Raw genomic sequence first — 15807 nt, forward strand, 5'->3', positions numbered from 1 at the left:
CCCCAGCGATGAGAGTTTGACGAGGAGGACGCGCACAGGGCTCAGTGGGCCGCAGCGGCCACCTGGGCGTCGGGTTTGACCTTGCGCAACGCGTCCATGAACTGCCCCTCGATGCGGTGGAGGGCTTCCGCGGTGTGGCCTTCGAAGCGCATCACCAGCACCGGCGTCGTGTTCGACGACCGGATCAGCCCGAAACCATCATCGTACTCTGCCCGCAGGCCGTCGATCGTGATGATCTCGTTCGCCCCCGGAAACTCCGCCGTGTCGAGCAACTTCTGCACGACCTGGCGGGGTTCGCCTTCGGCACACGCCACGTTCAGCTCGGGCGTGTTGTAGCTGGACGGCAACGCGTCGAGCACCTCGCTCGGGTTGTCCGAGCGCGACAGGATCTCGAGCAGCCGGGCTGCCGTGTACGTGGCGTCGTCGAACCCGTACCAGCGTTCGCTGAAGAAGATGTGGCCGCTCATCTCGCCGGCGAGCGGTGCCTTCGTTTCCTTCAGCTTGGCCTTCACGAGCGAGTGGCCGGTGTTCCACATCAGCGGCTTGCCACCGGCCTCGCGGATCACCGGGGCCAGGCGCTGCGTGCACTTGACGTCGTAGATGATGGTGGCGCCCTTGTTGCGCTTGAGCACGTCGGTGGCGAACAGCATCAGCTGGCGGTCCGGGTAGATGATGTTGCCGTCCTTCGTGACCACGCCCAGGCGGTCGCCGTCGCCGTCGAACGCGAGGCCGATCTCGGCGTCGCCCTCTTTCACGGCACGGATCAGGTCGGCGAGGTTCTCGGGCTTGCTGGGGTCGGGGTGGTGGTTCGGGAAGTCGCCGTCCACCTCGGAGTACAGCTCGGTCACGTCGCAACCCAGCGCGCGCAGGATGCCGGGCGCCGACGCGCCGGGAATGCCGTTGCCGGAGTCGACCACGATCTTCATGCGGCGCGCGAGACGGCAGTCGCTCGTGATGCGGTGGCTGTACTCGGACACGATGTCCATCCCGGCCGACCGGCCGGTGCCCTGCAGGTAGTCTTCCTGCTCGATGCGCTGGCGCAGCGCCTGGATTTCGTCGCCATAGATGGCACGGCCGGCCAGCACCATCTTGAAGCCGTTGTAGTCCTTGGGGTTGTGGCTGCCCGTGACCTGGATGCCGCTGTTGCAGCCGTGCTGGCCGCGGGTGGCGGCCACGTAGTAGAGCATCGGGGTGGTCACGGCGCCGATGTCCACCACGTCGAGGCCGGTGGAGGCCAGGCCGCGCACGAGTGCTGCCACGAGGGACGGGCCCGACAGCCGGCCGTCACGTCCCACCGCCACCGCCTTCTCGCCTGCCGTGATGGCGGCGCTGCCGAATGCGCGGCCGAGGTGCTCGGCAAACGCTTCGTCGATCGTCTTGCCCACGATGCCGCGGATGTCGTAGGCTTTGAAGTTGGACGCGGTGACTTGCATGCTGGGGTGTTCTCCGTGAAGGTTGCGGGATTGTAGGGAGGCAAAGCGCTTTTTTTCGGGCATCGGGACGTGTCCGGAAACGGCGAGTTCGATGCAATCGCCGTGCCGATAATGCACCCATGAACCTCGACGACGATGCCGCCTACGAAGTGATCAAGGCCCGCGATGCACGCTTCGACGGGCGATTGTTCGTGGGCGTCACGTCGACCGGCATCTATTGCCGCCCCGTTTGCAGGGTGCGCACACCGAGGCGCGAAAACTGCCGGTTCTTCGGGTCTCCGGCCCAGGCGGAGGCCCAGGCGTTCCGGCCCTGCATGAAGTGCCGGCCCGAGATCGCGCCGGGGCCCGGCCTCGCCTGGACCACGATGGATGCCTCGCGCACCCTGGCCGTCCAGGCAGCCCGCTGGCTCGACGGCCACACCGGCAGCGGTGGAGTGCCGTCCATTGCCGCCCTGGCCGAACGCCTGGGCGTGAGCGACCGCCACCTGCGCCGCATCTTCCACGCCGAGCATGGCGTCACGCCGTTGCAGTACCTGCAGACGCGCCGGCTGCTGCTGGCCAAGCAACTGCTGACCGACACCCGCCTGGCGGTGACCGAGGTGGCCCATGCGAGCGGCTTCCTGAGCGTGCGCCGCTTCAACGCGGCATTCGCCGACAGCTACCGCATGAGCCCCACCGCACTGCGGCGCGACACCACCGGGGACACGCCGGCCGACGGCGCCGTGGTCGTGCACCTCGGCCTGCGCGCGCCGTACGACCATGTGGCCTTGCTCCGATTCCTCGGCGCCCGGGCCGTGCCAGGGGTCGAGCACGTGGCCGGATCGAGCGTGCGGCGCAGCGTGCGCGCCGGTGTGCTGGCCGACACCGCCGGGTGGCTCGAGGCCGAATTCCTCGCCAACCGCAACCTCGTCCGGCTGCGGTTCGCACCGGCGCTGGCCCCGGCCAGCAGCCGGGTGGTCGCCACGGTGCGCCGCTGGCTCGACCTCGACGCCGATCCCGCCACCATCGACGGGGCCCTGGCCGACCTGCCCGGCGCGCCCGGCCTGCGGCTGCCGGGCAGTGTCGATGCGTTCGAGATGGCCGTGCGGGCCGTGCTGGGCCAGCAGGTCACCGTCGCCGCGGCCCGCACGCTGGCGCGGCGGCTCGTCGACCGTTTCGGCGAACCGGCGGCCAGCCCGTGGCCGGAGGTCGACCGGTGGTTCCCCGGTCCTGCCACGCTCGCGGCAGCGCCCCTCGACCGCATCGCCGAACTGGGCATCATCCGCGCCCGGGCCGGTGCCATCCAGGCCCTGGCCACCGTCTGGCCCGCGCTCTCCGGGCCGCTGCGCGGCGAAGGCCCCCCGGAGCGCCTGATCGAGGACCTGTGCGCCCTGCCCGGCATCGGCCCATGGACGGCCCACTACATCGCCATGCGGGCCACCGGCTGGCCCGACGCCTTCCCGCCGAAGGACATCGCGGTGCTCAACGCGATGAAGGTGCTGTACGGCACCACATCCCCACGCGAGGCCGAGCGCCTCGCCGAACGCTGGCAACCATGGCGTGCGTACGCCGTGTTGCGTCTCTGGAACAGCCTGACCCCGCCCCCCGTGCCCGTGCCTACCCCATGACCGAGACCACCCGCTCCCTCCACGGCCGCTGCACCGCCCAGGCGATGCTGCCGTCGCCGTTCGGCCCGCTGCTGTGGGCTCGCACCGCATCCGGCATCGCCGGCATGTGGTTCGACGCACAGAAATGGTTCCCCACCGCCTTCGACGCCCCCGAGCGGCCCGGCGACCCGTTGATCCAGGAAGCCGCGACCCAGCTCGACGACTATTTCGGTGGCCGCCGCCGGGTGTTCGACCTGCCACTCGACCTGCATGGCACGCCCTTCCAGAAGGCGGTGTGGGCCGCCCTGTTGCGCATCGAACCCGGGCGTACCTGCACCTACGGTGACATCGCCGTCGCCGTGGGCTCGCCACAGGGCGTGCGCGCCGTGGGCATGGCCGTGGGCCGCAATCCGGTGGGCATCATCGTCCCTTGCCACCGGGTCATCGGCCGTGACGGCACCCTCACCGGCTATGCTGGCGGACTCGACCGCAAGCAGGCCCTGCTTCGGCTCGAAGGTGTACTCCACCCCCAACAGGAAAGCCTGCTCTGAACCCCGTCCAATTCGCCGAACTGCTCGCCCTCGCCGCCATCTGGGGCGCCTCGTTCCTGTTCATGCGCGCGGGGGCGAGCGAGTTCGGCCCCATCGCCCTGGCCGCCGTGCGTGTCACCGGCGCGCTGGTGCTCTTGCTGCCGCTGATGCTGCTGCGGCGCGAGGGCGCCGTGGCGCTGCGCCATTGGCGGGCGCTGCTGGTGGTGGGCCTCGCCAATTCGGCGATCCCGTTCCTGTGCTTCAGCTTTGCCGCGTTGTCGATGCCTGCCGCGCTGCTGTCGGTGTTCAACGCGAGCACGCCGCTGATGGGTGCCATGATCGCCTGGCTGTGGCTCAAGGACCGCATGACGGCGGCCCGTGCCGTGGGCCTGGGCGTCGGCTTCGCCGGGGTGCTGTGGCTGGTGTGGAGCCGGTCGGGGCCCGCGCTCGCTGCCGGCCTGGACTGGCACGCGGTGAGCCCCATGCTCGCGTGCCTGGGCGCCACGCTCGGCTATGGGTTTGCCGCGAGTTTCACCAAACGGTACCTGGCCGACGTGCCGCCCGTGGCGTCGGCCGCAGGCAGCCAGGTGGCTGCGGCCCTGGTGTTGCTCGGGCCGGCCATCGTGTGGTGGCCTGCCGTACCACCATCGCCCCACGCGTGGGGCGCAGGGCTGCTGCTGGCGGTGCTGTGCACCGGTGTGGCCTATGTGATGTTCTTCCGGCTCATCGGGCAGATCGGCCCGGCTCGTGCCATCTCGGTCACGTTCATGATTCCGCTGTTCGCTGCGTTGTGGGGCTTCCTGTTCCTGAAGGAACCGGTGAGCCTCGACATGGTGCTTGGCTGCGCCACCATCCTGCTCGGCACCGCCCTGACCACGGGTGCGCTGCGCTGGCCACAAGGAAAAACGGCCGGTCTGACGACCGGCCGCTGATCTCTCGGACATCTGGCGAAGGGGGCGAAGCCCCCGACGATCAGAAGTTGTGGCGCAGGCCGAGGGCGATGGTGGTACGGTCCGGGCCGTAAGGCTGCTGCACTGGGTTGGTATCGGTCGACAGTTTCGAGTACAGCGCGTACACGCGGGTGCGTTTGCTCAGGTTGTAGCCGTAGCCAGCGGTCCACTGCGAAGCGGCCGTGTTGTCGAAGTTGTCGTAGTCGCCGGAGCGGCCGTAGTTCAGGTGGAACTCGTTGGCGCCCAGGGCGTACATGCCGGACGCACGGAACGTGTTCCGCGTGCCGAGGCCGGTGCCGAAGCCGTCTTCGTCGCGCTGGTAGTAGCCACCGAACGTGAAGTCGCCGAGCGTGTAGAGGCCACGGAGGGCCAGTTGCTTGGCGTCGCCGAGCTTCTGGTAGCCGGCGCCGAGGGCCAGGTTGCCGACCGTGTAGTTGGCGGCGACGTCATAGCCCTTCTTGAAAATGCCCAGGAAGTTGGCCTGCGACTCGCTCACGGCCGCTTCGGCGACGAAACCACCGAAGGTCGGCGTGCGGTACGCAACCTTGTTCGTGTCGTTCGGGAGGTACGCGTACAGGCGGTCAGCCGTGGTGCCCGTGTCGTGGTTGTGCAGGCTCACGTAGTCGGCCGTGGCGTAGTACGCCTCGCTCGTGAAGTTGCCGATGCGGATGGTGCCGGCATTGCTGCTCAGGAAGACCTCGCTGCCACGACCCCAGAAGTTGCCGGAGGCGGTGCCGGACGTCGGGTCGAAGCCGTGTTCGAGCGCGAAGCCTGCCTTCAGTCCACCACCGAGGTCTTCGACGCCGCGGAAACCGAGACGCGACGCGTTGTTCTCGAGGCTCTTCTCGCGGCTGGCGTCGCCGATCTTGTTGGACTCAGCGGAAACGTTCAAGCGGCCCCAGACGGTCACGCTGCTTTGGGCGAACGCGGTGCCGGTGGTGGCGAGAGCGAGGCTGGCGAGGAGGAAAGTACGCTTCATGTTGGTTTTCCTTGTCTTCAAGGTTTGAGGGTTGCGAACTCTGCTTTACTGCAAGGTATGTGCCGATGCGACAACTGCCTTTTGGGCGTGCATCGGGCGAGTGAGGTCACGGCCTTCAGTGAGAAGGCCACGAAGCTTCTTGGTGGGGCAAGAACGGAAAGGTTAACGCCAGATCAGTGCGAGCGTGCGCTTTGTAGGGGCTGACGTTGCGTGCAGGCAACCCTCGTCATCAACGGCCACGTGTGTGGGCCGGTGCTTCGAGGCGCTTGGCGAGCAGGCTGAGCAGCATCGTGAGGGCGAGGTACATCACCGAGATCAGCAGGTACGGCTCCCAGTACCGCGAGTACGCCCCTGCCACGGTGCGTGCAGCCAGCGCGAGTTCAGCCAGGCCGATGGCCGAGACGAGCGACGATTCCTTGATCAGCGTCACGCCTTCGTTCACCAGCGCGGGCAGCATGCGCCGGAACGCCTGGGGCAGCACGATGTGGCGCATGGTCTGGCCGTGGGTGAGCCCGAGGCTGTAGCCGGCCTGGGTCTGGCCCGTGTGGATGCTCTGGATGCCCGCGCGGAAGATCTCCGAGATGTAGGCCCCGGCGTTCAGCGACAGCGCGAGCGCGCCTGAGAAGAACGCACCATAGGACTGTCGGAATTCACGCGCGCCCTCACCCGAATACAACAGGCCATGGTCCGCGTGGATCAGCATCGGCATCAACGCGAAGTGCACGAGCAGGATCTGCACGAACAGCGGCGTGCCGCGAAAGAAGGTGACGTAGCCGGTGGTGACGCCCCGCAGGGCCTTGAGCCCCCAGGCCAGTGGCAGCGACGCCGGCCTGGGTGCGTCACGCGAGCTGCTGACCAGCCCGAGCAACACCCCCAGCACCATGCCGCTCACGATGGACACCACCGTCAACTGGACCGTGGTCCAGAGGCCGGCCACGAACAACGGCCCGTAGCCGGCCAGGATCTCCCAGCGCAAGTCCATTCAGTTTGCCGGCGCCTGGTTATTGCGACGCGGCCGAGGCCGGTGCCGAAGCGGCGGCGGCCGCAGGGGCTTCGCCGAAGTACTTCTTGTAGATCGTGGCATAGGTGCCGTCGGCCTTGATGTCGGCCAGGCCCTTGTTGAACTTCTCCTGCAGTTCGGTGTTGCCCTTCTTGAAGGCGATGCCGTACTGCTCGGGCGTGAAGCTCTTGTCGCTGACGATCTTGAACTGGCTGCCGGCGTTGTTGGCCACGTAGTTGACGATCACGCCGTTGTCGGCCACCACCGCCTCGACGCCACCGGCCTCGAGTTCCTTCAGCGCGATCGGCGTGGATTCGAAGCGCTTGACGTTCGTGCTGGTCTTGCCTTGCAGCTTCGTGACCACTTCGTCGCCCGTGGTGCCGTTCTGCACGCCCACCTTGAGCTTCTTCAGGTCGGCGAACTTCGTGACCTTCGAGTTGGCCTTCACGGCGATCAGCTGGTACGCATCGAAGTACGGCGTGCTGAAGTCCATCGTCTGCTTGCGCTCGTCGGTGATGGTCACCGCGGAGACCACCAGGTCGCGATCGCCCTGGGTCAGCGTGTTGAAGATGCCTTCCCACGGCGTGTTGATGAACTTGACCTCGACACCCGCCTTCTGGGCCACCGCCGTGACCACGTCGATGTCGAAGCCGACGATGTCACCCTTCTCGTTCTGCGATTCGAACGGGGCGTAGGCCGCATCGGTGCCCACCACGTACACCTTGGCCGGCGGCGGCGGCGGCGCGGCAGCCGCCGAGGCGGCATCGGGCGCGGACGCTGGAACCGGTGCCGGTGCATCGGCCTTCTTGCCGCAAGCGGACAGGATGAAGCCGGCCAGGATCAGGCCGGAGAACTTGAGAAATCGACGGGTGCTGGGTTGGGTCATGGGATCCTCGGGTGGTGTCTTTTCGGGCCCCTGCGGGGCCGGGGACAGGAATAGCAGTTTGTGTGCCCACGGGCCTTCGGCCCGGCGGAACGGCAGATCAGGATCTCGTTGAACGCTCGGGCCGGGCCGATCCCGGGCGAGAGCATGGCGCAGACCGTGCGCGGCCGCTCCTGGGTTTACCCGGGGACGCATTCTCACCGAAAACCCGGCTGCCCCGCGCAGGGCCGCGCCGGCCGCACGGCCTCAGCCCGGGCTCGGAGCCAGCGCCGGTGTGCTTGGCCAGCGCCAACTGAATCAGCAACAGGGCCCCACTCTGCGCAAACGCCAATGCGTTTCCCCACACAACCCCGTCCTCCCGGCGCAGGCCGGGATCTCCACCTTCTCGCTCAACAGCAGCGTTCCCGTCCACCGCTGGAGATCCCGGCCTGCGCCGGGACGACAAAAGAGGGATGACTCGTGGCACCGTTGCGCCAGCGCTTCTCTCGATGCAGTCCCGGGGAGTTCAACCGGTCGGCGCAACAGTTTTCCCCGGACGGCACTGGGCGCCCGACGGGATGACTCGGCCGTTCAGTGCACGAAGCGCCCGCCGGCACCGATCATGGTCATCTCGACGGCCTTCGAGCCGTTGTGGTTGCCCGGGGTGAAGGACACCCGGAAGCCGCCTGCATCCCAGCTGCCCATGGTTTCCAGGGCCGTGATCAACGAGGCGCGCGTGACATCCCGCCCTGCGCGGCGAATCCCCTCGGTCAGCGTCTTCGCGGCCAGGAAGCCTTCCATCACGCCGAAACCGAACCGCGGCACACCGGCCTTGCGCATGGCGGCGGCAAACTCGCGCTGGAGGGGGGTGGCCTCGCCCCAGGGAAAGGGCACCACTTCGGAGATCATCACGCCAGTGCCCGCGCTGCCCAACTCGTCAGCCAGTGCCTTGCCGCCAACGAAGGACACGCTGACGAACTGGCCGGTGTAGCCGTCCTTCTTCAATTCCTTGACCAGCGCGGCGCTGGAGCCGTAGGAACTGATCAGCACGATGGCCCCGGGACGCGCCGCGGCCAGCGACTTGGCTGCAGCCGCCACGTCGGTGCTGTGCCGCTCGACCGTCGCCGTGACCGTGATCTCCAGGCCACGCTTGGCTTTCGCCTTGTTCATGGCCTCGAGCCCGGCCTTGCCATAGGCATCGTTCTGGTAGAGGACGCCCAGGTTCTTGATGCCGGTGATCGACAACTGGTCGATGATGTATTCCGCCTCTTCGAGATAGCTCGCCCTGATGTTGAACACGTTGCGGTTGAACGGCTGGCGCAGCGCCTCGGCACCGGTGACCGGCGCAAAGAACGGCACGTGGGCGGCAGTGACAACGGGCAATGCCGCCAGCGTGGTGGAGGTGCCCACGTAGCCGAACAGCGCGACCACGTTGTCCTTCTCCAGGAATTCGCTGGTGTTCTGCACGGTCCGGTTGGGATCGTAGGCATCGTCCTTGACGCGCAACTCGATCTTGCGGCCGTTCACGCCGCCGTTCTCGTTGACCATCTGGAAATAGGTGCGCGCGCCCAGGTTGAAATCATTGCCGAGCTGCGCGGACGGGCCACTGAACGGGGCCGATTGGCCTATCACGATGGGCTCGTTGGACTGCGGATTGGCAAAGCAAGGCTGCAGGCTGAGGCTCAGGGAGCCGATGAGGGCACAAGATGCCCAGAACATGCGCATAGTTTTTTCTCGGTGGGTGCACGGCATGGATGCGCCTCGGATCCCTCGTTGGCGGGCCGCACAGTTTTCTGAACTAAAGCCCTCGCCTCGGCGCAGGACTCCCTGGATGAATCGCGGGAGTCGGGGCATCAAGGCGTGGACGAGCCGATCTTATGGGAGGTGTCCAAGATGGCGTCACCCGGTATTCGTGACGGTTTCATGATGAACGCACCGCATTTCGCGAATTCGTGTATTCCATCACGGTTGCCCACGTAGCACAGGCAAATGTCTTGACCTCGCGCAAGGACAGCCGCAACGCCCGATGCCAGAGGGCTCGCGCCCCGGAATGCACACAGCCAATGGTCAAGTCGTGCGCCCGCTCCCGAGCGCCTGCAGCCCCTCGAGCACGGGGCCGAGCAGTTGGGCCACGCGCTGCCCCAGTGCATCGATGTTCTGCCCGCCAAGCCGGCACGCCTGCTCCAGCGCCATGGCCTCCTGGTGCACCGCAGACACGCCGAGCGTCGCGGCCACGCTCTTGAGATCGTGCGCCAGGCGCGTGGCCTCGGCCGCATCGCCCGCCTCACGCGCCGCACTGAAGCGCGCCGGGAAGTCGCCTTGAGCGTCGCGAAACATGCGCAGCAACCGGCGATACAGCGCATCGTCGCCCATCGCCCTAACCAGTCCGGCGCGAATGTCGATGCCGGGCAACCCGGCGAGCGGATCGGCACCGGCGCCGTCGTTCACGACACCGGCCGATTCGGGCGGCGCCGCCGGAGGATGAACCCAGCGGGCCAGCGTGGCGAACATGTCTTCGAACCGGATCGGCTTGGCGATGTGGTCGTTCATGCCGGCGGCAAGCACCTTCTCACGGTCGCCGACCATCGCGTTGGCGGTCATGGCGATGACCGGGAGGTCTCGCAACCGGGGCTGCTGCCGCAGGGCCCGGGTCGCGGCATAGCCGTCCATGACCGGCATCTGGCAGTCCATCAGGACACCGTCGAAATGCTGCAGGCCCAGCATGTCGAGCGCCTCCTGTCCATCGCAGGCGACGCTGACGCCGATGCCGGCGCGGCTCAGGACGTCGAGCGCAAGCTCCCGGTTGACGGCGTTGTCCTCCACCAACAGGATGCGCGCGCCGCTCAGACTGGCCTGGTGGCCGAGCATGGCCTCTTGGCGTTGCTCGGTGCGCGTGGGGTGGCGCACCAGGCCCAGCGCGGTGCTGCAGGCGTCGAACAGTGCCGAGGGTGTGATGGGCTTGGTCAGCATTGCGCCGATGGTGACCTGCTGCTCGGCGAGGTGCCTGAGCGCTTCGTCGCGCCGGAAGCTGGTCAACATCAGCACCGTCGGTGTCGGATGGCGTTGATCCGCGCGCTGGCTCAGCGTGCGCGCGCACGCCACCCCGTCCATGCCGGGCATCCTCCAGTCGAGCAGCACCAGGCCGTACGGCTTGTCGCCCGCATCGGCAAGCGCCACCTGGCGCAGTGCATCCGGGCCATCGGTGGCCGTCTCGGCATCCAGTCCGAGCGTGGCCGCCATGCGGGCGAGCAACTCGCGGGCGGAGGCATTGTCGTCCACGACCAGCGTGCGGATGCCTCTCATCCCTTCATGGCCCGGCGCGCGCGCGCCAGGCCCCGCCGGCAGGCCAAAGCGCACGCTGAAATGAAAGAGGCTGCCCTGCCCGAGGGTGCTCTCGACCGCCAGCTCACCGCCCATCAGGCGCACCAGCTGCCGGCTGATCGCCAGGCCGAGCCCGGTGCCGCCGAAGCGGCGGCTGGTCGAGGCGTCCGCCTGCGAAAACGGCAGCAACAGCCGTTGCTGCTGCTCGGCGCTCATGCCGATGCCGGTGTCACGCACGCTGAACCTCAGCAACACCGACACCGCGTTGTGCTCGACCACGTCGACCCCCACGGCAACCTCGCCCCGTTCGGTGAACTTGACGGCGTTGTTGCCCAGGTTCAGCAGCACCTGGCGCAAGCGCGAGGGATCGCCCACGATTGCCATCGGCACCTGTGGCGGCGCCGCGAACAGCAGCTCCAGCCCCTTCTCATCGGCGTTCATGCCGACCAGGTTCGCGAGGTCGTCCATCACGCCGCCGAGGTCGAACGGGATGACCTCCATGTCGAGCTTGCCGGCTTCGATCTTGGAGAAGTCGAGGATGTCGTTGATGATGCCCAGCAGCGATTCGGCCGATCGGTACACCTTCTGGACATAGTTGTGCTGCTGCGGGTCCAGGCCGGTCTGCAGCACCAGTTGCGACATGCCGAGGATCGCGTTCATGGGCGTGCGGATCTCGTGGCTCATGTTGGCGAGGAACTCGCTCTTCGCCTGGTTCGCGACCTCGGCCCGTTTCATTGCTTCGCCCAGCTGCGCGGTGCGCTCCCGCACCGACTCCTCCAGGTGGTCGCGATGGCGGTGCAAGTCTTCCAGCGCTTGCTTGCGCAACGTGATGTCGGTGATCAGCCCGTCGAACCCGACCGGCTCGCCCCCCCTCGGCTGGGCGTCGCACTGGGGCCGTGCGTTGATCTCGACCCAGATCGGACGGCCATCGGCCCGGATCAGTTGCAGTTCCATGCCCGCGATCTCGCCGTCTCGGGCCAAGGCAGAGAACTGCGCTTCGATCTGCGCGGGCGTGAACATGCGCCAGCGGCCGGATGCTTCCCCGTCCCGATCTTCGCCATTCACCGCGGCCATCAAGGCCACCGGCGTGGCGTGCCCCATCAACCGGGCCAGCGCAGGATTGGCCTCGTGCAGGCGACCCGATCGATCCAGCCGGAAGATGCCCTCCAGCGAGTTCTCGAAGATGCCCCGGTACTTCGCCTCGCTGTCGCGCAACCGGCCGGCAGACTCTCCCAACCGGTCCGCCATCGCGTTGGCGCGCGCGGCCAGCCGACCCAGTTCATCGCCGGACTCAACCTCGCAGCGGGCATCCAGGTCGCCTTCGGCCATCCGGTCGACCATCGCCTCGATGCGCTGGATGGGCGCGCTCACCATGCGCTTGAGCAGCAGGAAGGTGGCCGCATACAACACGGCCACGATCGCGGCCGCCTGCGCCAGGATGCCGCGGCGGGTCATGGCGAGGGCCTGTTCAGCCACGACGCGGGTCAGCACGACACGGACTTCCCCGATCACCTGCGGCTTGAGTGCGCCCGGCGGCGTGTACTCGATCGGCTGCACCCGCACGATCGGATTGACCAGCTCCGCCCCTTGCAAACGGGTCACCTCGGACACCGTGCCATAGGCGACCGCCGTCACGGTGAACTGCGCAACTTCCGGGTTGGGTGCCAACGCGGCCAGCTGGCTGTCGATCGCCGCGCGATCGACATTCCAGAGTGGGTAGGCCAGCGAGCCCCCGAACAGGTCGGCGATGCGCGCGGCCCGGCCGTCCAGTTCCATGAACCGGCGTTCGCGCTCGCGCTCGATCAGCAAGTAGGCCGAGCCGGCTGCCACCAGGGCGACCAGGATCGCCAGTGCCAACACCAGCTTGGTGTGCAAGCGGGCCGACGTGGGAAGCAGGCGGATCGGCAACTGCATGTCACCTCTTGCGCACGAGCGGCGCCAGCTTGAAGTCGTAGCCTCCGGCCTTCGGATGCCGCACCTTCGAATAGACGCTGAAGTCGAGCGCCTCATCCCGCTTGTAGACGGCCTGGTCGTACTGCCTCGCGTTGTCGCGGTTGACGACGTACATGTAGTCCAGCTTTTGCGCCGGCCCGCCCTGCCTGGCGAAGTCCACGCCGTGGTGGTAGTCGTGCAGCAGCACCATGGCCCAGGCGCCGATGAAGAAATGGCTCCCGACGCTGGCCGCCAGCCCCGCCTCGGCCATGCTCGTCAGCGCATCCGGCCAGGCCCCCGTGCCGCCGACCAGCACCCGTGCACCGCGCGCCTTCACGGCGCGCATCGCCCCGAGCGCCATCGAGTCGTTCGCCGCCCAGAGGATGTTGGCCTGCGGGTAACGGGACAGCAGCACGCTGGCCTTGACCTCGGCGTCGGCCTCGCTCCAGTCGCCGAACGCCAGTTGAAGGATCTCGCCCCGCCCGGTATGGGCGAGGAAGTTGCTGACGCCCTGCGCACGCTCCATCGAAACCGGGGTGCCGCGGTCGCCGGTGATGCCGATCACCCTCGGCTCGTGGTCGCCGAGCTGGCGGCAGAGTTCCTCCATCAGGCGGTACTCGGTGCGCACCTCGTCGGTCGTCGCGGTGCCGATCCATTGCCGGAACCCCTCGCGCTCGTTGCCGACCAGGCGCCGCTGTTCCGGCGTCAGGTCGTTGTGGATCAGCAGGACTTTCACCGGCGTGTCCGTGAACATCTCGAGCATCTGTGGCGCGGCCAGCTTCTCGTTGACGATGACGACGTAGTCCGGTGGATTGCGGCGCTGCGCCACGCTCTCCGCCTGGCGCAGCATCAGCAGGTGGTCGCGCTCGGCGAACAGCACCTCGAGCTGCATGCCGAAGGTACGGGCCGCGTCGGCCATGAAGCGTGCGGTCATGCGCCACTGTGGGCCCTTGCCGCGCTCGACCGGTTCGCCGGGATTCAGGAAGACGACATGCGGCGGTGTGGACGGCATCGACAGCGCCTGTCGGGCCGCGCACAGCAGGCCGGCACCAGCAGACAAGGCAGTTCGACGATCCATCGCACAGTCTTCGCAGCTTGACGCAGGAGTGGCCGTCGAGTCATGGATTGGCAGCATCCGGGCGCGCGCCATGCCACGGACGGAACGGGCGCCCCAGGTGCACGCCGAATGCACCTCCGGGCGTGCCCCAGCATAGCCGATTTGACCTCTCGCCAGCTGGATTTTGACCAGGCCCGCACCCCGTCGCCGCCACGGGATGTGAGAGCAAGCGAAGCGAAGCGTCCGATCAAGCCACCGCCGAGCCCGGGTCCCCCGGGCGACCGCGGGCGCCCCCCACGGGGGGGCAGGAGCGAAGCGACGTGGGGGGCCCAATTTCCCGCGCCGGCTTCTGCGCGTTGTACTGCTTCAGCGCCTCCGGCTCGGCCACACCGAAGAACGCCCCTTCCACCGATTGCGAGCGGAAGCCATCCGGTCCCACCGGCACGTCGCCCGTGATGGTGGTGCGGTACAGCACACGCGCCACATCGAGGTGGTCCAGGTCCTGCGGCGCGAGGTGCGCGGTGGCGCGGTTGTCCCAGAACGCGATGTCGCCGTTGTGCCACCGAAAACGCGTGGTGTAGGCGGGTTTCGTGACCTGCTCGAAAAAGAGGTCGAGCAGCTGGTCGCTCTGGCTCGGTGACACGTCGAGCAGGTGGGATGTGAAACCGGGATTCACGAACAGCGCGCGTTCACCGGTCTCCGGGTGCACACGCACCACCGGGTGGATCGAGACCAGCGGGTTCGCGGCCAGGCGCTTGGCGAGCGCGCTGTCGGCCGGGTAACGCGCCCGGGCGCCGAAGCGGTGTTCGGCCTTCAGGCCGTCGGCCAGAACCATGCTGATCACGGAGCAGCTTCCACCGCCCGCATGCCGTTTCGCAACAGCCCCGTGTGTGTGGACGAACAGCCCTCCAGGGGTGATCCGCCTTTGACCGTGAGATCGTGCGCGCTCGCCGACACCGTGGCGGCGGCGAGCGGGCCTAAACTGGGCTCATGATCGCCGCCCCTGCCCTCGCCCTCTCCGGCATGAACGCCGCACAGGCCGGGCTGCGCACGTCGGCGCACAACATCGCCAACCTGAACACCGACGGCTTCCGCCGGCAGCAGGTGGTGCAGGCGGAAGCCCCGTCGGGCGGCGTGACCACCACGCTCACGCAGGCCGAAGACGTGGGCCCCGCGATGGAAACCGACATCGTGGGCCTGCTGCAGTCGAAGAACGCGTTCCTCGCCAACCTCGCCGTGTTCCGCACCAGCGACCGCCTGCTCGGGTCGCTGTTCGACACCAACGCCTGACAAGACGCCCGACTGTTCTCCGGCGTCCAGCAGGATGCAGTGCGCTCTCAGGCCGCCGTGCCGCCCGCGCCAGGAGCCGTCAACAGGGTCGCGCCTTGAGCGGCGGCCGCACGCCCGCTAGAGTACACGCAGGCCGCCGCACGCGCGGCCCATGGGAGGTTCCGCATGAATGCAGCGTTCCGCACCCTCGCGGCCGCGCTGGCCGTCGCCGCCGGGTTCGCCCCGGCCGCCGCCCGCGCCGACCTGTTCCAGATCGACTGGGGCTACCGATGGAGTTGGGGCTACATCCAGCACGAGACCGGCTGGCCCGACCTCGACCCGTCGCCGTCCCGATCGTTCTACGCGAACGCCGTGCGCGACTTCGCCTTCACCGCGCATGACGAATGGAATTTCAAGGGCTTCTCCGGTTCCGGCGGCGACGTCATCGTCGAGAACACGCCGGTCGCCTGCGAATTCGAGGCGCCGGCCTGCTATCGGCGCAGGGTCACGTTCGCGCTGGGGGCCGTGTTCGCGGACGAAGGCGACCCCGCCCTGTACCAGCTGCGGATGTGGTTCCAGCCGGTGACCGTGCCCTGGGCGTCGCACCCGCCCGGCCTCGACCAGGAGTGGCACCAGGAAGTGGATGGCTCGGTGGGATCGGAGGGCGGCACCTGGTACGGGGCCATGTCCACGTACACCGGCGCGACCAACACCCGCCTGGCCACCCCGGTGCCGGAACCCGGCACGCTGGCGCTCGCCCTCGCCGGGCTGGGACTGGCCGTGGCGGGGAGCCGGCGGCGGTCGCGTTGACGGGCGCGGCTGGCTGCGCCGAGATCCGCTCCTGACCCGCGCCAGTCGGTTTGGCGGCGCCTCGTGGGCGCGCCGCAC

Annotated in this window: 13 protein-coding genes; 5 read left to right on the forward strand and 8 right to left on the reverse strand. The window is 68.1% G+C overall.

All coding sequences use genetic code 11. The features are described from left to right. Positions 1-41: 41 nt before the first annotated feature. Positions 42-1433 carry a phosphomannomutase/phosphoglucomutase gene (locus ASC87_RS07650; RefSeq protein WP_056659152.1) on the reverse strand — a complete coding sequence of 464 codons (1392 nt, stop codon included), beginning with the start codon at positions 1431-1433 and terminating at the stop codon, positions 42-44. 119 nt (positions 1434-1552) lie between these two features. Between ASC87_RS07650 and ASC87_RS07655 the strand changes: the two genes are divergently transcribed. From ASC87_RS07655 to ASC87_RS07665, 3 genes are all read left to right on the forward strand, one after another. Further along, the gene (locus tag ASC87_RS07655) at positions 1553-3040 is read left to right on the forward strand and encodes a DNA-3-methyladenine glycosylase 2 family protein (protein ID WP_056659155.1); all 1488 of its coding nucleotides are present in this window, start codon (positions 1553-1555) and stop codon (positions 3038-3040) included. Beyond that, a complete protein-coding gene (locus ASC87_RS07660) occupies positions 3037-3570 on the forward strand; it encodes a methylated-DNA--[protein]-cysteine S-methyltransferase (RefSeq protein ID WP_056659159.1) in 534 nt (177 codons plus the stop codon). The genes ASC87_RS07655 and ASC87_RS07660 overlap by 4 nt, the downstream gene beginning before the upstream one ends. A 62-nt stretch (positions 3571-3632) precedes the next feature. Continuing rightward, positions 3633-4481, forward strand: a complete 849-nt coding sequence (locus ASC87_RS07665; RefSeq protein ID WP_082568464.1) for a DMT family transporter — start codon at positions 3633-3635, stop codon at positions 4479-4481. A gap of 40 nt (positions 4482-4521) precedes the next feature. On the opposite strand, the gene ASC87_RS07670 is transcribed toward ASC87_RS07665, so the two are convergent. From ASC87_RS07670 to ASC87_RS07700, 7 genes are all read right to left on the reverse strand, one after another. Further along, a complete protein-coding gene (locus ASC87_RS07670) occupies positions 4522-5478 on the reverse strand; it encodes a porin (RefSeq protein ID WP_056659165.1) in 957 nt (318 codons plus the stop codon). A 229-nt stretch (positions 5479-5707) separates the two neighbouring features. Next, positions 5708-6460 (reverse strand): amino acid ABC transporter permease, encoded by a 753-nt coding sequence (locus tag ASC87_RS07675; protein WP_056659167.1) that lies wholly within the window; start codon positions 6458-6460, stop codon positions 5708-5710. A gap of 19 nt (positions 6461-6479) precedes the next feature. Further along, on the reverse strand, positions 6480-7364 hold the full coding sequence (locus ASC87_RS07680) for a basic amino acid ABC transporter substrate-binding protein (protein ID WP_056659169.1): 885 nt from the start codon (positions 7362-7364) through the stop codon (positions 6480-6482). Between the two features lie 567 nt (positions 7365-7931). Then, complete coding sequence (locus tag ASC87_RS07685) at positions 7932-9059, reverse strand: ABC transporter substrate-binding protein (RefSeq protein ID WP_235582096.1); 1128 nt, start codon at positions 9057-9059, stop codon at positions 7932-7934. Between the two features lie 348 nt (positions 9060-9407). Further along, positions 9408-12575, reverse strand: a complete 3168-nt coding sequence (locus ASC87_RS07690) for a response regulator (RefSeq protein ID WP_056659172.1) — start codon at positions 12573-12575, stop codon at positions 9408-9410. 1 nt (position 12576) lies between these two features. Next, a complete protein-coding gene (locus ASC87_RS07695) occupies positions 12577-13671 on the reverse strand; it encodes an ABC transporter substrate-binding protein (protein WP_056659175.1) in 1095 nt (364 codons plus the stop codon). A 226-nt stretch (positions 13672-13897) separates the two neighbouring features. Continuing rightward, complete coding sequence (locus tag ASC87_RS07700) at positions 13898-14485, reverse strand: TauD/TfdA family dioxygenase (RefSeq protein WP_200954328.1); 588 nt, start codon at positions 14483-14485, stop codon at positions 13898-13900. A gap of 155 nt (positions 14486-14640) precedes the next feature. On the opposite strand from ASC87_RS07700, the gene ASC87_RS07705 reads away from it, so the two are divergent. Both ASC87_RS07705 and ASC87_RS07710 read left to right on the forward strand, forming a co-directional pair. Continuing rightward, positions 14641-14940, forward strand: coding sequence for a flagellar basal body protein (locus ASC87_RS07705; protein WP_056659179.1), 300 nt, complete (start codon positions 14641-14643; stop codon positions 14938-14940). 165 nt (positions 14941-15105) lie between these two features. Next, positions 15106-15729: a PEP-CTERM sorting domain-containing protein gene (locus tag ASC87_RS07710; RefSeq protein ID WP_056659182.1), complete on the forward strand. Its 624-nt coding sequence runs from the start codon at positions 15106-15108 to the stop codon at positions 15727-15729. The last annotated feature ends 78 nt before the right edge of the window (positions 15730-15807 follow it).

Source organism: Rhizobacter sp. Root1221 (assembly GCF_001425785.1).
Taxonomy (GTDB): Bacteria; Pseudomonadota; Gammaproteobacteria; order Burkholderiales; family Burkholderiaceae_C; genus Rhizobacter.